The sequence below is a fragment of the Streptomyces sp. NPDC048718 genome, from assembly GCF_043198875.1.
Lineage (GTDB): Bacteria > Actinomycetota > Actinomycetes > Streptomycetales > Streptomycetaceae > Streptomyces.
On the sequence record NZ_JBICVG010000019.1, the window covers coordinates 99,794 to 120,441 of the forward strand.

10 protein-coding genes are annotated in these 20,648 nt (G+C 70.1%); 4 read left to right on the top strand and 6 right to left on the bottom strand.

Translation table 11 applies throughout. The features are described from left to right. Positions 1 to 2 precede the first annotated feature (2 nt). Both ACGFRB_RS29405 and ACGFRB_RS29410 read left to right on the top strand, forming a co-directional pair. Positions 3 to 4,799 (top strand): putative T7SS-secreted protein, encoded by a 4,797-nt coding sequence (locus ACGFRB_RS29405; protein WP_393247333.1) that lies wholly within the window; start codon positions 3 to 5, stop codon positions 4,797 to 4,799. Beyond that, entirely contained in the window at positions 4,787 to 5,272 is a 486-nt protein-coding gene (locus ACGFRB_RS29410; RefSeq protein ID WP_363004698.1) for a hypothetical protein, read from the top strand. Before ACGFRB_RS29405 ends, ACGFRB_RS29410 begins: the two co-directional genes overlap by 13 nt. Positions 5,273 to 6,409: 1,137 nt before the next feature. Here ACGFRB_RS29410 and ACGFRB_RS29415 read toward each other — a convergent pair. Genes ACGFRB_RS29415 through ACGFRB_RS29430 form a run of 4 tightly spaced genes read right to left on the bottom strand, consistent with a single transcriptional unit; the run spans position 6,410 to position 16,380 of the window. Beyond that, positions 6,410 to 7,873, bottom strand: a complete 1,464-nt coding sequence (locus tag ACGFRB_RS29415; protein ID WP_393247335.1) for a hypothetical protein — start codon at positions 7,871 to 7,873, stop codon at positions 6,410 to 6,412. After that, the gene (locus ACGFRB_RS29420; RefSeq protein ID WP_393247337.1) at positions 7,873 to 11,334 is read right to left on the bottom strand and encodes a hypothetical protein; all 3,462 of its coding nucleotides are present in this window, start codon (positions 11,332 to 11,334) and stop codon (positions 7,873 to 7,875) included. The genes ACGFRB_RS29415 and ACGFRB_RS29420 overlap by 1 nt, the downstream gene beginning before the upstream one ends. 32 nt (positions 11,335 to 11,366) lie before the next feature. Next, positions 11,367 to 13,520, bottom strand: a complete 2,154-nt coding sequence (locus tag ACGFRB_RS29425) for a hypothetical protein (RefSeq protein ID WP_393247339.1) — start codon at positions 13,518 to 13,520, stop codon at positions 11,367 to 11,369. A gap of 16 nt (positions 13,521 to 13,536) precedes the next feature. Next, on the bottom strand, positions 13,537 to 16,380 hold the full coding sequence (locus ACGFRB_RS29430; RefSeq protein ID WP_393247340.1) for a DUF6603 domain-containing protein: 2,844 nt from the start codon (positions 16,378 to 16,380) through the stop codon (positions 13,537 to 13,539). 1,360 nt (positions 16,381 to 17,740) lie between these two features. Between ACGFRB_RS29430 and ACGFRB_RS29435 the strand changes: the two genes are divergently transcribed. Further along, positions 17,741 to 18,247, top strand: a complete 507-nt coding sequence (locus ACGFRB_RS29435; protein WP_363004700.1) for a hypothetical protein — start codon at positions 17,741 to 17,743, stop codon at positions 18,245 to 18,247. On the opposite strand, the gene ACGFRB_RS29440 is transcribed toward ACGFRB_RS29435, so the two are convergent. Further along, positions 18,229 to 18,660: a hypothetical protein gene (locus ACGFRB_RS29440; protein WP_393247342.1), complete on the bottom strand. Its 432-nt coding sequence runs from the start codon at positions 18,658 to 18,660 to the stop codon at positions 18,229 to 18,231. The genes ACGFRB_RS29435 and ACGFRB_RS29440 overlap by 19 nt on opposite strands. Before the next feature lie 351 nt (positions 18,661 to 19,011). On the opposite strand from ACGFRB_RS29440, the gene ACGFRB_RS29445 reads away from it, so the two are divergent. Further along, entirely contained in the window at positions 19,012 to 19,632 is a 621-nt protein-coding gene (locus ACGFRB_RS29445) for a PIG-L deacetylase family protein (protein WP_393247344.1), read from the top strand. Positions 19,633 to 19,725: 93 nt separating this feature from the next. Here ACGFRB_RS29445 and ACGFRB_RS29450 read toward each other — a convergent pair whose 3' ends face one another. Further along, positions 19,726 to 20,640 carry a glycosyltransferase gene (locus ACGFRB_RS29450; RefSeq protein WP_393247346.1) on the bottom strand — a complete coding sequence of 305 codons (915 nt, stop codon included), beginning with the start codon at positions 20,638 to 20,640 and terminating at the stop codon, positions 19,726 to 19,728. Positions 20,641 to 20,648 lie beyond the last annotated feature (8 nt).

Genomic DNA, 20,648 nt, shown 5'->3' on the forward strand with positions numbered 1-20,648 from the left:
GGATGGGTATCGGAGACTTCATCAAGGACATCACGCCGGACGCGGTCGAGGACGCGGTTGAGGACGGTGTCGAGTGGGTCGGCAACCGGGTCGAGGACGCCGGCAACTGGACCGCGGACCGGCTGGACGACGTGGGCTGGGAGTCCGGCGCCGACTGGGTGCGGGAACAGTCACGTTCGGTGGCGAACCGGATGGGCGCCGAGGTCGGCGAGATGGACCTGGGACAGACCGAGGACAAGACCAAGCTGATCTACGGCAGCCCCGCCAAGATCCGTTCTACCGCAAGTCAGCTCCGTGCTTTCCAAAAGACGTTCGACAGCACCGGCGGCGGATTGAGAGGACTCGACTCCTCACGACTGAAGGGCGAGGCTGCCGACGCGCTGCGCACCGCGGTGAGTACCCAACCGCCGAAGTGGTTCACCGGCGCGGACGCGTGCGAGAAGGCGGCCGCCGCGATGGAGGCGTTCGCCGGCACCGTCACCTGGGCGCAGAACCAGGCGCAGACGGCGATCGAAGTGTGGGAGGAAGGCGTCAAAGCCTCCCAGGACGCGGCCGACGCGCACCGCAAGCGGATCAACGACTACAACAAGGCCGTCGACCGCTACAACGCCCAGGCCCCGGACAAACGAGACCCTGCCACGCTGCCGCCCTGCCCCGCACCGACCTTCGACGACCCCGGCAAAACGCTGATGAAGGACGCGCAAGAGCTCCTCACCCAGGCCCGTACCCAGCGGAACACCGCTGCGGAGACCGCCCGCAGCGCGGTCCGCGCCGCCCGCGACATGGCCCCGAAGAAACCCTCGTACGCACAGCAGGTGGGCGACGGTCTGCAGGAGCTGCAGATCCTCAACGACCACGTCGGCGGCGGTGTCATCAAAGGAGCCGCCGACCTGGTGAACTTCGTCCGGGGAGTCAATCCGCTGGACCCGTACAACCTGACCCACCCCGCTGAATACGCCACCAATCTCAACAGCCTCGCCGCCGGCCTGGTGGTCGCCGCGAACGACCCGGTCGGTACCGGCAAACAAATGGTCAGCGACTTCATGAAGGACCCCGCAGAAGGGTTCGGCCGGCTGCTGCCGGACGCGGCCCTGTCCGCGGCCACCGGTGGTGGCGGAGCCGTAGCCAAGGCAGTCCGCCTCGCGGAGGACGCGGCGAAAGCGTCCCGGCTCCGTAAGCTGCTCGACGACGCTCCCGACGGCACGCATATCCGCCCCGACAGCCGTCGCATCGTCTCCGGCACCGACCCGGTCGACCTCGCCTCGGGCCGGATGTTCCTGCCGCAGACCGACCTGATGCTGCCGGGAACCCTGCCCCTGGTCTTCACCCGCCGTACCGAGTCCGGCCTGTCAGCAGGCCGTTTCCTCGGCCCCTCGTGGACCTCCACCGTCGATGAGCGCCTGGAAGTGGACGCGGTCGGTGCCGTCCACGTCACTGCCGACGGTCTCCTGATCGCCTACCCGCACCCCGCCCCGGGCACCCCCACCGAGCCCGAGTCCGGGACCGCCCGCACCCGGCTGGCCCGCGAGACGAACGGCGACTACACCCTTGCCGATCCCGGCACAGGCATCGTCCGCCACTTCACCGCCCCGCCCGGCAGCGAACCCGGCAGCGACGGAGAAGCCTGGCTGGACCGGGTCGAGGACCGCCACGGCAACTGGTGGGCGGTGGAACGCGGCGAGGACGGCACCCCGCTTGCCTTGACCTGCTCCGCAGGCCGCATAGTCACCACGACGGTGAGCGACGGCCGGATCACATCCCTGTCCCTGGCAGGAGCGGGAAGAGACGGGACGGACCTTCCCCTGATGCGCTACGACTACGAAGACGGCAACCTCGTCGCCGCCGTCAAACCGTCCGGCGCCACCACCACCTTCCTCTACGACGACCGCCGGCGCGTCACCGCCTGGATCGACTCCAACCACAGCCGCTACGACTACACCTACGATGACCGCGACCGAGTCATCGCCGAAGGCGGCCAGGCCGGCCACGTTCAGATCACCCTCACCTACACGGAACCGGATCCGGATACCGGTCTTCGCATCACCACCCTCACCACAGCCAACGGACACACCACCCGGCACCAGATCGACCGCCATTGCCGGGTGGTAGCAACCACCGACCCGCTCGGCCACACCACCCGCTCCACCTACGACGCCTGCGGCAACACTCTCACCCGCACCGATCCCCTGGGCCGCACCACCTCCTTCACCCATGACGAGAACGGCCGCCTGCTCACCGTCACCCGCCCCGACGGAAGCGAACTGAGTACTGTGCGCGACGGGTCGGGAGCGTCCACGGAGTTCCGCGGCCCGGACGGTGCCCGCTGGCTCCAAGAATTCGACGAGCACGGCAACCGCGTCGCCGTCGTCGACCCGGCCGGCGCCACCACCCGGTACACCTATGACGACCGGGGCAGACTGACCACCGTCACCGACGCCCTCGGCGCGACCACCACCGTGCGCTGCGACGCCGCCGGCCTGCCCGTGGCCGTGACCGACCCGGCCGGCGGCACCACGCGCCTGGAACGCGACGCCCTGGGCCGGATCGCACGCACCATCGACCCCCTGGGCAACATCACCCAGTTCCACCTGGACGAAGACGGAAACCTCGCCCGCCGTACCACCCCGGACGGCACCACCGAGACATGGACCTACGACGGCGAAGGCAACCCCCTCAGCCACACCGGCCCGGCCGGCGCCACATCCCGGTTCGACTACACCCACTTCGACCTGCTCACCACCCGCACCGGGCCCGACGGCACCCGCCACACGTTCGAGCACGACGCGGAGCTGCGACTGACCCGGGTCACCGGCCCACTGGGCACCTGGACCTACACCTACGACGCCGCCGGCCGACTCGCCTCCGAGACAGACTTCGACGGCCGCACCCTCACCTACCGGTACGACGCCGCCGGGCAGCTCACCACCCGGTCCGACACCCTCGGCCGGACCGTCTCCTACACCTACGACCAACTCGGCCAGACAGTCCGCAAAGACGTCGCGGGCAAGGTGACCACCTACACCTACGACCGGGCCGGCCGCCTGTTGCGCCTTGCCGGACCGGACAGCGAAATCGTCTACGTATACGACCGCCGGGGCCGTATCAAGACCGAACTCGTCGACGGCCGCGCCATGAACTACACCTACGACACCCTGGGCCGCCGAGCCCGACGCATCACCCCCACCGGCGCAGTCACCGAGTACAGCTACGACGCCGCCGGCCGCGCCACCCGGATGACCAGCGGCGGCCACGAGGTCACCTTCACCCACGACGCAGCCGGCCGGGAAATCGAGCGCGCCTTCGGTAACTCCCTCACCCTGACCTCAGCCTGGGACGAGGCCGGAAGGATTTGCGCCCAGCACCTGACAGCCGAAGACCGCTCCCTCAACCACCGTCACTACACACACCGAGCCGACGGCTACCTCACCTCCGTGACCGACGGCCTGTCGGGCTCCCGCACCTTCGACCTGGACGTGTCCGGCCGGGTCGAAGCGGTCCACGCCGAGGGCTGGACCGAGCGCTACGCCTACGACGCCGCCGGCAACCAGACGGCGGCCTCCTGGCCGCAATCCCACCCCGGCCACGACGCCACAGGACCCCGCTCCTACACAGGAACCTCCCTCACCACAGCCGGCCGCGTCCGCTTCGAACATGACGCCCTCGGCCGCGTGACCCTGCGCCAGAAAACCCGCCTGTCACGCAAGCCTGAAACCTGGCGCTACGAGTGGGACACAGAGGACCGCCTCGCCGCCGTGGTCACCCCCGACGGCACCCGCTGGCGCTACCGCTACGACCCCCTGGGCCGCCGCACCGCGAAACAGCGCCTCTCCACCAACGGAGACGAGATCGCGGAGGAGGTCCGCTTCTCCTGGGACGGCACAACACTGTGCGAACAGACCATCCACACCCCCGGCCTCCCCCACGTGGTCGCCCTCACCTGGGACCACCGGGGCCTGATACCCCTGTCTCAGACTGAACGCCTCCTCACCCCGGACAGCCGCCAGGAGGAGATCGACCGCCGGTTCTTCGCCATAGCCACCGACCTCGTGGGAACCCCCACCGAACTGGTCGACGAAGCCGGCGAGATCGCCTGGCGCGCCAGAAGCACCCTCTGGGGCACCACCGCCTGGGCCCGCTTGAACACGGCCTACACCCCGCTGCGCTTCCCCGGCCAGTACTACGACCCAGAGACCGGCCTCCACTACAACCTCTTCCGCCACTACGACCCAGAAACCGGCCGCTACACCTCCCCAGACCCCCTCGGCCTCGGCCCCGCCCCAAACCCAGTCGCCTACGTACACAACCCTTTCACCATCTGCGACCCCCTTGGCCTCTCGCCGTACTCCCAGTTCAAAGGCCTGGGCTGGCTGACGGACAAACTGCTCGAACGCCCGTCGTACCGCTACCAGCGACTCGTCACCGACCAAAGCTACGAGCAGCAGTGGATCCTGCCGGACGGCCGGGAGGTACACCTCGACGGCGGCCCCCGAGACGGCTGGATCACGGAAGCGAAATGGACCGGCGGCGACAGGGCCTCCGAATGGGAGAAATCCCCCTACAATCCCGACTTCAAGTACTACGACGAGAGCCGGATCACTGCCCAGGCCGACAAGCTGCTCGCCCTCAACGAAGACCTCGGCGGCAAGGGGGTCCGCTATATGGTGTCCAATGAATGGGGCGCCGCGCATGTGAACGAAGTGCTGTCCAAGGCCTTCCCTGAGGCCTATGCCAGCGGGCAGCTGAGGGCGTATCACGTGCCCGGCAACGGCATGAGTGGGATGAGTCCATGGCTGCAGTGATCACGATGTTGGAAGAACTCAGGGCCCTCGCCCCGCTGACCGCCGAAGGTGCGGCAGCGCGGTTCTCGGCCCAGGGGTGGACGCCCGAGGGCAAGCTCCGCGACGGCGTGGAGACCTCATGGGACAAGGACGGTGTCGGGGCCTGGATCCAGACGTTCAGCAGCGGGACGGTTAACGTCTCGTTCGCCGTCTGGATCCGTGATGTCGACGAGTCGGGTTACTTCGACGACGTGGAAGCCGTCTACGAGCAGGGAGAGCGGGCCCTGGCAGCCTTCCTCCCCGAGATCGAGCACTCCCCTCTTGCTGGTCATCTCACCGAGGCCGAGCAGACGGCAGAGGACAAGGACGAGTTCATCGCGCTGAAGAAGTGGACCCTCGGCGGCCGGACCCTGACCGCCGGCGTGATCCAGCACGACGCCGACCTCCCGGTGATGGTCGTGGTTGCCATGGAGGCCGCCCCCGGAATCGCCTGATCTGAAGCCCACGTCCTGCCGGAAGACGCAGGCACCCTTGATGCCACGAGAAACCGATCACGGAACGTAGTGACACCCGGTTGGCCTGACATACCCGAAGGCCCCGGTTTCCTGCAGGCGGCGCTGGGTTCCAACGGTCCTCGCAACACCCGCTATCTACGGGAGTTGCGAGGACCGTCGCCGTTGAGGGTGCTGATCTTGCGGGGTTGGGGGAGTGTCCTTGCCCTCAACGACTGACTCGCCGTACGCAGATCACGGATCTTCTCGCGTTCGGCCAGCGTCACGCCGCAGTCTGCTGCCGATTGCCCCACCGAGGAGGCCGCTCCGGCCCAACGCGCTCGCCTGCCAGGCCGCCGACCGGACCCGCCCGCCAAGCGCACGGTGCCGCTCGCCCTGACCGAGGTCCGCGAGCGCTGGCGGATCTCAGCGATTCGGGCGTACGCGCCGACACCGTCGACCAGTTCGCCGTGCGGGCGCGGGCGGCGGCCGCTCCGACGCCGCCGGCCGGTTAGTCGACCGACCTACGGAGGAAGCGAGCGGCCTCCTCCGCGGTCCAGATCCGTCGCTCGGGCGACGGCGGTCGGCGCAGGACCGGGGGAGAAGCGGGGTTGTGGGGGAGGCGGTGCTGGCGGACGGCGTCGCCGAGTGTGCTGGAGAGGGTGGCCAGGCACCGGTAGAGGGTGGTCTGGCCGCGGCCGGCGGCGAGCTTCGGTGGGTGTCCCGGCAGCCACAGCGGCGGTAGATACGGCCTCGGCCGGTGCTGGTACGCATGGCGATCGCCTCCACGAGGCTGGAAAGGTCCGACACCCTCAGCGTGCGACCACACACGACCACCACGCCCGCCGAAGAGTCGTGACCAGGGTGTTTCCCTTGTTTCCGCGAAGGGACCCGCGCACTCAGCAGATTCCTGGTCTGCTGGCGGGCAGCACGGAAATCGAGCTGCCCAGGGGAAACGTTCTGCCGAGGCATCCAGGAGGGTGCCGGCCTGGGCAAGGTCCGGATCTTGGTGTGCGTGGGCCCCGAACGGGGCCGCAGGGTGGAGGCATGACTGCCCAGGGCGTCGGCCTGCGACCGTACAGGCGGGTGTTCACCTGATTTCCTGTGGTCGCGGACACGCGGCGCCCTGGTGTCGCGAGGTCAGGCCTTCTTGATCTGGAGCTTGCTCGCGGAGTCGCCGTCGGCCCACATCGTGACGGGCCAGCTGGTGCCGTTGTGGTCCTTGTGGGTTTCCCTGCCTGTGCCGTTGAGGTATCGGGTGCCGCTGAAGTAGCTGGTGGTGATCTGGACGGTTTCTCCCGCGCAGATGACGGCCTTGCCCCCGACGGTGAGGTTGTCGGTGATGGTGACGTTGTTGCCGGCCAGGAACTGGGTGTGGCTGTTGATCTGGAGCGGGACGTTGTACGGGCCGCGCAGATCCTTGATCCGCACGGTCTGCTTCTCGAAGCTGACGTCGCCGCTGCCCGTCAACTTGCCGGTGATGGTGGCGTTGCCTCCGGTGGTGAGGTTGCCGGTGACGGCGGTGTTGCCGCCGACGGTGAGCGCGTTGGTGATGGTGACGTTGTTGCCCGTGAGGAATTGGGTGTGGCTGTTGATCTTCAAGGGCTGCTGGAGCGGTCCGCGCAGGTCCTTGATCCGTACGATCCCCGACGTGGCGGTCAGGCTGCCGGTGGTGAGGTTGTCGGTGACGGTGACATTGTTGCCCGTCGGGAACACGGTGTTGCTGTTGATCTTGAGGGAGACCCCGTACGGTCCGCGCAGGTCCTTGATCCGCACCGTCCCCGACGTGGCGGTGACGTCGCCGGTGACGACGAGGTTGCGCACTTCGAGGTCGGGGCGGCGAACAGTGACGGTCGTGGAGAGGATGCGTTCGACGGTGTTGTTGCCGACCTGGACGGTGGCTCGGAGGTAGAAGACGGTGCTGTTGCGGACGTTGTGGACGGTGTACGTCTGCTTGCCCAGGACATTGATTTCGGCGACGTCGTAGAGGAGCTTGAGGGAGGAGGCGCCGCCGGCCTCCCAATTGAGTTTGACGGAGTCGCCGTTGTCGATGATGAGTTCTTCGGTGATGAAGTTGCGCAGGTAGAAGTCGGGCGGGAACTTGCCGACGTCGATCACGGTGGGGTCGCTGTTCCACGGATCGTCGGTGTCGCTCGCGCGCCATTCGACATCGATGCGCAGCGGGGCGCTGCCGACCTGGGTGTTGATCCGGATGCCCATGAGCTGGACGGTGATGCCCTCGTCGCGGCCGATCACGGCGTGGTCGGCGGTGGGGGTGAAGGTGATCGTCTTGGCCTGGGGGTTGGTGGTCGGTGTCCAGTCCTTGATGCTGATGTCGGCGGCGATGCCGTTCAAGTCCGGTGTGAGGTCCGGTGAGTTGGTGCCGGTCGGGATGGTGATGGTGATCTTGCGGCAGTCGATTGCGGTCGAACTGCGCCGGCTGCCGACGAGGACGAAGTCGGCGCGTTCCGGGTCGCCGGTGGTGGGGGACACCCGGACCGGGTCCGGGTTGGTGTCCAGCTCGAAGTAGAGCGGTGGGGCGTTGAACGGCCCGTTGCCGTCGGTGGGTGCCTCGGTGGCGGTGTACTGCGCGATGGTGGCCATCAGCGGGCTCCTTGTGCGTTGGTGGATCGGCGGGTACGGGTCTGCTGGGCGGCGTCCCGAAGGACGAGGAAGCCGGAGCGGATCTCGGGGTGGTCGCCGATGGGGAGGGAGGCCGGGTCGGGGACGGTGATGGGTTGCTCGGTCCAGCCGGGGCCGGCCGGTTCGGTCCAGGACCAGGTGCCGGTGGCGGTGGCCGGCTGGGGGAGGGTGGCGGCGCCGTCGGCGGTGGTGGCGATCAGGAGGGGGCCGGTGCGGAAGTTGACGGCCATGGCGGCGAGGGCGGTGTCGGTGAACCGCTGCGGGACGAAGACGGAGCCGACGGGCAGGATGTCGGTGGTCGCGTGGACGGCGGCGCGTGGGTCCATGAGCAGGGTTACCACGGAGCTGCTGTCGTCGGCGAAGGCGAGCTTGAGTCGTTCGCCGTGGTCGATGGGACGCAGATAGCCGTCGTGTTCGCCGCGCGGTTCGAGCACGGTCTCGAAGTGGTCGTAGTCGTCGTCGAGGACGTAGCCGATGAGGCCGTCGTCGGTCTGGAGGGCCTCGCCGAGGCGGATGGTCCACTGGTAGCCGGGCATCTGTGGCTCCGGGGGGTCGAGGACCTGCTGCCAGGTGACGTCCTTGCGGACAGGGCCGCACAGCTGGAGGTCCAGGCGGGCGCGGACCAGGGCGAGGGGACGTCCGAGCAGGAAGGCGAGGCTCTGGTCCTCGGGTCCGTCGGGGTCGATGACGGCCAGGGTGGCGTCGAGCTGGGCGCGTACGGCGTCCAGGACGGCCGGGCCGCGCTGCTGGACGGCCGCGAGGAACCGGTGCGCGTGTGGGGAGAGCGCGGCGAGCTCGTCGAGCCGCTGGACGGGGGAGTGGGGCAGGGCGGTCCAGGTGACGATGTGGTGCCCGTCGGCGGACAGCACGGTGCGCAGGTCGCCGAGGGCGTGGCCGGCGGGGTCGTAGCAGACGAGGGAGCGGTCGAGGCGGTTGTGGAGCAGCCAGGCGCAGACGGGGTTGGTGCCGGCGGTGAGGTCGACGTCGTGGTCGGCGGTGGCGTCGAGGAAGTCGAAGTTCAGCCGGGCCGGTTGCAGCAGGCGGGGGCCGAGTTCGACGTAGCGGTCGGTCTGGACGTTGCCGACGGTGTGCCGGGGGGTCATCGAGTCGGGTTTGCGCAGCCGGTCGAAGTGGAGCGGATCATTGATGAGGTTGACCGCGCGGCCGAACCGGTCGACGACCGAGAGCCGGGTGAACAGCAGCTGGCCCGCGCGCAGTTCCTGGAAGTCGGAGGGCTCCCAGTCGTCCCACTCGAAAATGGGCTGGGGGCCGGGATCGGGGGCGGGGCCGGCTCCGGTGCCGACCAGCTCACCGAGTTCTCCGGCGGGGGCCGGCTGGGTGCCGGTGGTCCGCTGGCCGACGGTGGCGCTCAGGCTGTCCAGGTTCTGGGAGAGCTGGTCCAGTTCGCGCAGTTGCTCGCGGACGCCGTGCAGCAGCGGCTCGGGCAGGTCGGCGCGGCCGTGAGCGTGGCTGTTCAGTTGGCCTTCTTGGTCGTAGCCGCTGGTGGGGGCGAGCATCTGGCGTCCGCTGATCGTCACGGCGGGGGGCAGGCGGTCCTTGCCTTCGCCTTGCCAGCGATAGTGGTTGCCGTCGAAGGCCCAGCGCTCCTCGGCGCCCTCCAGGAACGGGATGGCGGTGTACTCGGCCTCCCACATCAGATAGAGCGGCTGCCAGGGCTGCTCCCACGGGTCGGCTCCGTACTCGGGGAGCATGCCGGTGGCGTCGCTGAGCGGGACGCCGGTCCTGCGGGCCTGGTCGATGAGGAGGAACTCGGTGACCAGGGCACGCAGGGGGCCGGGCAGGCCGGTGGTGTTCACCTGGTCTGCTTCGTCGGCCACCGTGTGGGCGTTGAGCGGGCCGATCGCGGTGACCAGGCGCTCCTCCACCCGGCAGGGCAGCAGGGAGCCCCGTGTCATGGGGGCGCTGAGCCGGGCGCCCTGGAGCATCAACACCGGGTCGGTGTGCTGGTCGAACGGCTCGTGGGGCAGGCGCTGCAGCTCCTGCGTCGTGCCGAGGCCCTTTCGGGTGGCGTAGGCGCGGGCGAGGGCGACGAGTTCCTCGGGCTCGGTGGCCCAGGGGAGTCCGGCGCGTTTGGCGGTCACTTCGGCGGCGAGCGCGTCGACCCGGCCTGCCGTGCCGGCCGCGTGGCCAGGGTCGAGTTCGCGGCCGATACGGGAGTCGAAGAAGCCGGGTCGCTTCGGCTCCCGGGACAGCGACCACAGGACGAAGAGCCGTTGCCGGGCGTCGGCCAGGTCTCGTTCCAGGGAGTCGAGTTCGCGCTGGTGCCGGTTGAGTTCGGCGAGCACGTCCTGGCCGAGGGTGTGCTCGCGGGCCCGGTCGGCCGCGGAGCGGGCCGTACCCGCGCCGGCGTCTTCGTGGTCGAGCAGGCGCCAGGCGAAGCCACCGGGCACCGGGCCGAAGCCGGAGCCGTGGGCGGCGCGTTCAGGGAACAGTTCGCCGTCGGCCCGGTCGTACTCGTTCAGCACACCGAGCGCGAAGGCGCTGTAAAGGCGGGCGTCTTCGCCGGTCAGCGCGTCGCCGCCCGCGGACTGTTCGTGCAGGACGCCGGCGGCTTCGGCGGCGCTGTGCCCGAGAGAGACGGCGATGTCGCGGGCGAGCGGGCTGGCGGAGGGGTAGACGCCGCCGCCCGGGCGCCAGTCGACGCCAAGAGCGCTGCCGGTGAACAGGGAGCGGCGGGGGCTGCCATATCCGGGGGCCAGGCTCCACTCCAGGCGGCGCAGCAGGTCCTCGAACGGCTCGTCGGCGTTCGGGCCGGCGGTGAGGATGTCGCTATCCGGGTCGGAGCACCAGCCGGCGACCCAGTAGCTGAGCCGGTCGTCGCCATCGATGTCCTCCAGGGTGTCGTGGAGGGAGAACACGTTCTTGTTGTAGGGCTGGAAGACGGAGAAAGTGAGCAGTCCGGGGCCGATGGCGGTGAGGAACTGCCGGTCGCCGGGTTCCTGCCAGGGACTTCCCGGGGCGAGATCGACCCGGCGGCCGATCTTGGTGGCGGTGGCGGTCTCAGCGTGCGGGTCCAGATAAGAGACGGAGCCCTCGCGCGGGTCGAGGTAGTCGCTCTGCACGATCCACGAGCGCACACCGCCGCTGCTTCGGCGCACCACCAGCCAGCGGTTGGGCACCAGTGGGAAGTCCCCGATCTCTCCTGTCTGTTGGTCCTGGTGGCCTTGGGCCAGTGCCTCGGGAAGCTGCCAGTGGAGGTAGACGCCGAGACGGTCGGGGTCGCCGCGCCAGTTCTCGGTGCCGTGGAAAGGCAGCGGTTCGGCCGCGGCGTTGTCGTCGACGAGCGGGACGAAGTTGGCCTGCCAGCGCTGCATGACGTAGCTGCCGTCGGTGTCGCGGGTCTGCGCGTTGACCGCGAACGCCGCGACCTCGACCGGCACCACGAGGTTGTCGTTGGGCATGGGTGTCCCCTTCAGGAGTGGATGCGGGCCGGTCAGGGCCGGGCGAAGGTCTGCAGTTGTGGCGCTTTGATCATCTGCAGGGCGAACTGCGCCGGGGACAGGGCCGGCAGCTGGTGGGCCGCGGCCAGTTCGGGCAGCAGCTTGCCGGCGATGTCCAGCACGTCCGTGCTGTCGGAGCCGGCGGAGCCGTTGGTCTCGGAGCGCAGAAATCGCCCGAACCCGCCGTCGTCGTCGGGGAATTCGCCCATTGGGTACCCGATGTCGCCGCTCAGACGCCGCAGTTCGACGGTGCCGACATCGCCGATGCCGAAGTGCAGGCCCTGCGGCGGCTCGGCGATCGCGAAGGTGTCGATCACCTGCGGATAGAGCAGCAGCAGGACGTCGCTGCCGAACTGGGCACGCCGTACCGGATCGACGGTGTCCTCGCCGCGGAATCCGGTGTAGAGCGTGCGCGGCCAGTGGGGGATCAGTTCGGAGCGGACCAGTACCCCGGACGCGGGCGGATCCTGGATGCCGGAGGCCAGCGCGTTCAGATCGGCGTCCAGCGCGTGGCCGACGCCGACACTCAGCGCGCCGTCCACGGCCGCGCGGATCCAGGAGCCGTCGACGTGGAAGAAGCGGATGCTCTCCGGCGGCAGCATCCGGGGATCGGGCACCAGATGATCGAACGGGACCATCTCCAGCACGGCCAGTCGGTCCAGCCACTCCCGCACCGGGTCCAGCTGCTCGGCGGTCGCAGCCCGCAGCACCTCGCGGGTGCGCGACTGGGCGAGCCCGGCGCGCAGGTCGAGCGCGGACAGCCGGGCCGAAGCGGTCCCGGCGGGTGTCGCCGGGCGGCGCGGGGCAGCGGCCAGTTCGGCGCCGCCGCGCCCCAGCGCCGCCGCCAGTCGGCCCTCCAGCAGCCGGTCGAAGCCGGCCCGGGCCACGTTGGCATGGAGCGCGCGACCGGCGTCGAGGGCGCTCAGCCCGGCGTCGGCCGGTTCGGGATGCCTGGCCAGGCGGCGGGCGAAGCGGCGGGCGGCCTTGCGGAACTCCAGCAGCCGGTTGCGGAAGGGCGCGTCAGCCAGGGCCAGGGCGCGACCGAGGCTGAACGCGCTCGCGTACCCGGTGTCGTAGACGCCCCACTGTTCCAGGTAGACCAGCGCCTCGCCGGCGGACTCCAGCCGGGGCTCGGCGGGTGCGGGCAGCGGCTGGGCGGGCTCGGTGGTGAACGGACCACGGTAGAACCCGAAACTGCGCTCGCCGGAGTCGAGTCGCTGCGGCAGCGCCGTGGCACCACCGCGCAACCGCTCCAGGGCGTCGCCGTCGGCGCCGCCGGACGCGAGCGGGACGCGCAGCAGCGGGTCCGGGTCGGTGGCGAGGTGCTGTACGAGATCACCGAACCCGATCCCGGAGTCGGGCAGGGTCTCGAACGCCCAGGACTGCAGGCACACCAGGCGCAGCCCCTCGCTGGGCGGGGCGGCCGTCAGATATGCCTCGTGCCCTTCGAGGGAGACCAGGTGCGCGACGTGCCGGCCACCGGCCTGGGAGGGGAAGCGGCTCGCGACCACGACGGCGTTCAGGTCCTCGGCGAGCGGCTCGGGGTCGGTCCCGAGGACGTGGTCCGCGTCCGGCGGTCCGCCCTCGCGGATGTGTGCGAGCAGCGCCAGCTCGTCGACGGCGGGCCGGATCCGGGTGAACACGTCGGCGGGGACGAGGATGCTGCGGCAGGCGGCTTCGGCCTCGCCGTCGAGCAGGGTGCTGTCGTCGATTTCGGGCGCCCTGCCGTCACCGGCCTGCCCGTCGAGGAGCTTGCGGACGGTGGAGACGGTGACCTTGCCGACCGCCTGAGGGTCTTGGGGCAGTTCGTCTTCGCGGAACAGCAGCAGGGTCACCCACGGGGTGCCCTCCGGATGGTCCCTGAGGAGCCGGGACCAGGGCAGGGCAGGGGCGTCGAGGGTGATGTGCGGCAGGATCTGGCTGTACGTACCGCTCGCGCCGGGCACCGGGTAGCGGGCGTGCACCTCGGAGTCGGCCACCGAGAAGCGCTGTTCGCGTACGACGAACTCCTGGTGGCGGTCGGGCAGGGTGGAGCCGGTGTTGAGGGAGTCGATGTCCTGGTCGACGGTGATCTGGTAGCGGCCCGCGTACAGGGACGGGATGCGGTGGTCGAGGAACCGGGTGCGGGTACTGACGGTGGGCGGCACGGCGCTGTCCCCTGTCTCAGTTGGCGGGCACGAGCATGGGCTCGGCGGTGAAGGCGGTCCGGGCGGCCAGCGCGTACCGGGACAGGTCGCTGTCCACGGTGCCGAGATCGAGGCCGAGCGCGGCGAGCTGCCCGGCCAGGCGGCTGCGGGCGGCGGTCTGGCCGGACGCGGCGATGGTGGCGGCGATGGTGGCGATGACGCCGTCGGGGCGCCAGGGGACGGCACCGGCCGGGTCCGCGCCGGGATCGAGCGGCTGAACGCCGTCGGGGGCGACCGGGTCGAAGGCCAGGGCCTTCTCGTCCATGTAACCGGTGGAGGTGCCGTGGCGCGGTGCGGGCGAGGTCAGCCGTACGCCGACCAGCTGGTCCTTGACGAGATGCCGGTCGCCGCTGGGCAGGTTCCCGGGGCTGCCCGGGCCCCACAGCTCGGCCGGCATGGTGGCGGTGCTGCGGGAGCGGGACCAGTCGGCCGGATCCACCGGGCTCGTGCCGCTGGTGACGCGGACGCGCTGACCGCTGGTCAGTCCCTGTCGGCGCATGGGCCGGATGTCGACGCTGTCACCGGATTCCGCGGGCTCGGTGGCATCACCGAGGAACATCCGGCTGACCGGTACGGTGCTGTCCGTGGTGAAGGTGAAGCCGTTGGATGACACCTCCCAGTACGGGTCGTCGCCGAGGGTGTCAGGGTGCTTCTCGGCGACCAGTCCCGTCCCGGGGGTGACCCGCAGGTTGTTGGCCGGGGGTGGCAGCATCCCGGCGAAGCCGGGCCAGTCCAGGACCTTGCCCGCACTCTCATGACCCTTGCCGAAGTTGATGGTGAAGGAGATGAACCACAGCTTGACCTTGGCCTGACCGCCGGTGGGCGGCCCCCAGATCCCGAGTGAGACCCCGACCTCGACGGTGATGGTGACCCGCACGAAGACGATCTTCACGGAGGCGGAGACACCGATCCGCACCTGTAGGCCGACGTCCAGGTAGAACGGCTTCCACTGGATCAGCGCGTCCACCTTCGCGGTGCACCAGGCCTTGACCACGCCCGAGTGGAAGCGCACGTCCAGACTGCCGCCGGCCATCGCCGCAGCGGGTGTGATCGCCAGGTAGGCGCTGCCGGAGATGGTCACCGAGCCCGTCAGATCCCAGTCGAAGCCGAGCCTGGGAACCACCGGATACCGCTCTGGAGGGTCGTAGTTGGGGTGATAGCCGCCGACGGTGTAGACGAAGTCGCCGGCGTGCGGACTGGTGCCGAACCAGGCCCGGAACGCCACGCCGCCGCGCAGTTTGCAGTTCGGGTCGATGACGAAGGAGTCACCGGTCAGCTCGGCGTCGAAGGCCAGCTCGCCCTGGTTCGGCTTGAGTACGGCGCGCAGCGCGGCGGCGATCCGGGCGTACTTGCGGCCGGCGCCCTTCGGCAGTTCGGCCGCCCCGGTGCCCAGCAGCGCGATGGTCAGCTCCGGACCCGTCTGTACCACCGCCAGGGCCCGACCGGTGATCAACTCGGCGATGCTGAACCCGAGACCTGCGGCCACCCACAGCTCGTCGTCGACCGGGGCGACCCAGGCGTCGTCGCCGGTGGTGAGCGACTTGATGATCTCGACCGGATCCTCTCGCTCGGCACCGATCGCCCCCGGATCGTCCAGCGCCCTCAGGAACGGGAAGTTCCCGATCTCGGAGATCTCCGGAAGCCGGATGCGACTGTTCCAGCCCAGACCGGCCGAGATCCCGGTGACCCGGATCGCAGGAATGCCGATACCCGGGTCACCGCCGATGCCGGCGTAGCCGAAGAACGACGGCTTGGCCGCGCCGGACCGGGGCACCACGTACGCGCCCATGCCCGTTCCGTACAGGCCCTGGGACGGCTTCCCGTTCTCACCCGCGCCCCCTCCGAAGGAGAACATCAGCACCCCGCCGACGACCGACTCGTACGGCTCCGACGCGGGCAGCAGCGCCAGCGCCCCGGAGACCCGCAGCGGGCTGTAGTCGTAGTCGACGCTGACGGTCGAGCCGTCCTCACCGATGTGCAGATCCCAGCGCCCGTTGCCGCGCCCGCCCCCGTCTCCACCTCCCGCCAGGAGCGCGAAGCCGTCGGCGGTGGCGACGGCCCGGGCCGGACGGATCCCACCGCCGTGCGGGTGGAGGCTCTTCGGCCGTGGCGCGGGCAGCGGACGGCCGAGACCGTCCACCCGGGAGGAATCAGTCGTGACGGCCGGGCGTGGCAATGCGAGGGGCACCAGCGCGCGACGCGGACGCAGCGGAAGATCGGGCGGCAGCAGCCAGGCTCCGGCGGGCAGTCGATCGCTGAACGGATCCGGGAGCAGCGCGGCGCCCAGCGCGTCGTTCCCGGTCAGGACGGCCAGGCGGCGGAGTGTCAACGGCAGGTCGGTGCAGACGACCTGCCAGCCGTCGGCGGCGGCGTGGAACACGCGGCCGGCGTTCGTGTGCAGTTGTACGCGTGTGTGCGGACCGGCCGCGGTGAGTGCAGCGCCGGCCGCGTCATCGAGCGACAGGCTCAGCCGGTCCGTGGCCGCGCACGGTAGTGGCGGGAGCTCGAACCCGAGACACCGGGCGAGGAGGTGGGCGGACGCCCCGGGTGCCGGCAGTTCGACCTCCACGGCGGCCGTGGCGCCGTGCGGCCCGTCCGGACGGACGCTCAGGCACAGTGGCGCGGAGCCGTCGCCGAACGCCACCTGTCCGGACCGGGTGACCCCCTCGCTCTCGATCGGATTCGCGCGAACGCGGAGCACGCCCTCCGGGAAGAGCACGCGCAACCGGTCGCCGAAGCCCAGTGTCTCGACCGGGATCTCCACCGTTTCGCCGCGAGCCTCTTCGAGCAGTTTGCGCACCACATCGACCTGTGCCGTCACCGGTTCCTCCTCCGCATCCACGGATGCGCTACAGCCCCGCACGGCCTGACCACCGGCACGCCCCGGACGCGGCTCAGCGCGTCGCCGATCCTTGAGCCGCGTCGGTGGCCCTGCGGGGCTGATTGACCAGATGCGTCTGACCAGATGCGTCATGAGGCGCGCGCGAACGAGTCCCGCCGCGGCCAGTCTTCTGGGCTGGGAGGAGGACCCGGAACCCAGGACCGGAGATCTCATCCGGACGAGTAGTGAGGCGAAGGGGAGTTCGATCCAGTCGGTCGAGTGGTAGCGGCTCGTCGGTGCAGAACCGCCCGGGAGGGAGGAAGGCGGCAACCCGTGGTCTCTCCCCTCGGGGTGATGGAGCACAGCAACGATGAGGACGCGGGCGTACCCAGGTTGGGGACCACTTGGGGACCACACGGCATGCGCGGTGATGCACGACGGGCCGTCATGCGCACGTTATGCACCCGGATTAAGTCTGCTATATCCGGAAAATACACTTGACCCTCACTCCTGGGGGTCAAGGGGGCGCAGGTTCAAATCCTGTCGTCCCGACTCGAAAGAGTCGTAGATCGAGGGGCCGTTTCAGAGCAATCTGGAACGGCCCCTCGATCGTTCTCGGGGACCACGTGAGGATCAGCCCGTCTTGACTGTCAGTGGACGACGGCGAGTGGGCCCGGCAGGGGCCGTGGGGCGGCCGGGACGCTGAGGTGGGTAGGAGAGCGCTGCGCCGGCGGCGGTGATCCGGCGAACGTCTGCCCGCTGCCGGGCCGGTAAAGACTCGCTCCGCAACGGCGAGGGCGGCTCCGGCGTGCGGTGGTGTGGCCACGGGGCGCTCTGCGCGAACCCTCGAGCCTGTAACCAGCTCTACCGTTCACCGCACGCTCCCTTCTCCGGTCATGGCACGACGGTATGGGGCGGGTGTTTGAGAGGAGGGCCAGAACCGGACGGCGCGACCCGCACCTGTTTTGGTCCCGACTCCTCCGATTCCCGGCGCGGCGACGTCGCCGCGCTGAGGGCGCGCTCCTTCGAAACGCCGGGGGTAGACAGACTGTGCCCGCCCCCATACAGTCCGTGCCGGGGCCTGCTACTGCAGGAAAAGGGGGAAGAAAGCATGTGTTACGTCCGCATGCCACGCTGTTTCGCACTTTGGTGGACTTCTCCCTTCAAGGGAAGCCGATCACGGACCCGGTAGGGCCGTGCGGTTCGGTCCGAGGAATTCCGCCGCGACGCGGTAGCCGATCAGGCGGAAACGTTCCTCCAGCACCGCCCTCACCTCAGCGCCGTGAAGTCCGCCGACGGCGGCGCTCATCCGGCTCGGACGACTCGTCCGTGCCATTTTCCTCGGAAGGGAACAGCCATCATGGCTTTATCGCAAGCTGACCTCGCGAAGCTCGGCGACACTCCGGTCACGATCCAGTCGACCCACTACCCGAACGTGTTCCTGCGCATGGACGGGACCGGTGTGACCGCCCCCAGCGACCCCGGTGGCGGCAAGGTCAACTGTCAGTACGGGACCGGTGCCTGGACGACGTTCAAGGTCCGGCCGCAGGCCGATGGCTCGTACGCGTTCGAGTCGGTGGCCTTCCCGAACGTGTTCCTGCGCATGGACGGCACCGGGGTCCCCACCGACATGAGCGCCGGGGGCGTGGTCAACTGCCAGGCCTTCATCGGCCCCTACGAGAAGTTCCGTGCCCGTGCCCAGGCCGACGGTTCGTTCTCCTTCGAGTCGGCGACCTTCGCGAACATCTTCCTGCGCATGGTGACCGGCAGCGGGGTCACCACCGCCACCGGTCCCGGCGGAACGGTGAACGCCCAGTACAACGCCAACGGCGGCGGGGACGAGAAGTTCTACCTCGACAAGGCGTAGCTTGATCCCTTCCGGCCCCGGGCCTTCGCCGGGGCCGGAAGGACCTGACCGGCGCGGCGCGGTCCTGGTGTGCTGTACGCGCGCCAGGCGCCGCGCCTGGGGCGAACTCGCGCAGGCTCGGCGCCCGGGGCGGGGTGGCCTGCCGGATTTCGATGGCCGGGACCTTCCACCCGGGAGGAGTCGACCTCGGCGGGTGTTCGGGGCGGCGCGAGGGGCGCCAGGGCACGACGCGGACGCAGCGGGAGTTCCGGCGGCGGCAGCCACGCCCCGGCGGGCAGCCGATCGCCGAGCGGAGCCGGGAGCAGTGCGGCGTCGAAGGCGTCTTGCCAGGTCAGGGAGGCCAGATGGCGGAGCGTCAGCGGCAGCTCGGTGCAGACGACCTCCCAGTCGTCGGAGCCGTCGCAGGACGCCACCTGTCCGGACCGGGTGACTCCGTCGCTCTCGATGGGGCGCAGCCATGCCGCCCGCCTGGCCGGGCAGAGGTTCGCGCGGTCGCCGTGGGGCTTGCTCCATCTGAACGAGCACAGCGCGACCAGGGCCTTTGAAGTGCCGCATGCTGTGTTGAAGGCACACGGGGGCCGTGCGCGAGGCGCGGCCGGTCCGTGCCACCGAATCGCTGCCCTCTTTCCGGAGACTGTCCCGATGTCCGCAACCGCGGCCCCGCCGCACACCACGACCCGCGACGGAGGGATGCCCCGCCTCTCCGGCGGTCGGGTGAGCCCCCGACCGCCGAATCCCGCAGGCCGCGCCGGGAAGCCGGGGCTGTGGTGACCGATCCCGTGCCGGGCTCGGTGATGGCCGCCTTCGCGCACCCCGATGACGCGGAACTGTGGGCGGGCGCCACCCTTGCCCTCCACGCCCAGCACTCCACCGTCACCGTCGTCGTCCCGCACAGCGACGACGTCCGCGATGCCGAGGCCGGCAGGGGAGCGGCGATCCTCGGAGCCGGCCTGCGCCAGGTTCCCCGGCTCGACCGTGCGGCCATGCAGCGGCTGCTGGTGGAGATCCAGCCGGACGTCGTCATCACCCACCCCCTCAACGACGTCCATCCCGACCACCGGGCCGTGGGCACCGCCGTGCTCGACGCCATCCTCGAGCCCCGGATCGCCACCGGCCGCCCGCTTCGCCTCTACACCTGCGACACCTACAACTCCCTCGCCCTCGACGGACCGGTCCGCGCCGACGTGATCGTGGACGCCACCGCGACCTTCGACACCAAGATGGCCGCGCTTCGCGAGCACGCGAGCCAGCCGATCGAGCTGGTCTTCGGCCCCATGGCCGAGACCCTCGGCCGGCTCTGGGGTGCCCGCATCAACACCCGTTACGCGGAGGCGTTCACCACCGTGCCGATCACCGGCTGTGTACCCGGCTCCGTCTGCCTCTGAGCGGCGGCACGGGCAGAGCTTCCACAGTCGTCTCGCTCTTGGGAGCGGCCATGACGTCGCGTCGGCCGCAAGAGGCGACCGCGGCGATCCGGTTCACACGGGCGGAGGCGCGTCGCTCAGGCGGGGCAAGCGATGTCCGAGGCTGCCGGCGGTCCTCCCGGTCAGCATTCCGGCGGCGGACATCCAGCGCACTCCCCGTCTGGGGGACAGGAGATGGTGCAGGGTCAGCCCGAGCCGGGTCCACTCCCGGGCCGCCGTCGGCAGGTCGCGGGCCGGGACGCCATGGTGAGCGAAGTCCCGGTACAAGCGGAATCTGCCGTGCCCATAGCCGTACCCCTGCTTGAAGGCCGACCAGCGGTCGCGTCTGAGCCGGCAGTGCACCTCCGCGCCGGGGGCGAAGGCGATGGTGAAACCGGCGAGCTGGGCGCGCCAGCAGAACTCCACCTCGTCGGCTCCCCTGACGTAGTCCTCGGAGAAGCCGCCGAGCTCGCGGTGCACCGCGGCGCGTACCCCGAGGCTGCCACCGACGGCGTACGGAAGAAAACCCAGGCCGATCGGGAGGCCCTTCTCGCGCTGGTCGTTCGGCTCCCAGCAGCCCACACCCGGCTCGTTGAGCAGCTCCAGGTCCAGGAAGCCGCCGACGATGTCCGCCTGCCGCAGTGCCGCGGCCATCGAGGACAGCCATCCGGCCGCGACCACGTCGTCGGCGTCACAGAACAGCAGGAGCGCCCCTCGTGCGTGTGCGGCTCCGACGTTCCGGGCGTGGTTGCCTCCCGGGCGGGCACCGGCGGGTACGACGGACAGGGAGGGGACGGCACCCCGCCAGCGCGCGGCGGCCTCGGCCGTTCCGTCCGTGGAGGCGTTGTCCGCGACGATCACCTCCCACTCGCCCCGGTAGTCCTGCCGGCTCAACGCCGCCAGTTGCTCGCCGATCGTCCGGGAGGCGTTGCGGGCCGGAATGACGACGCTCACCGCATCGGGCGTACCGCCGGAACCCTCGGATGCCATGGTGACTC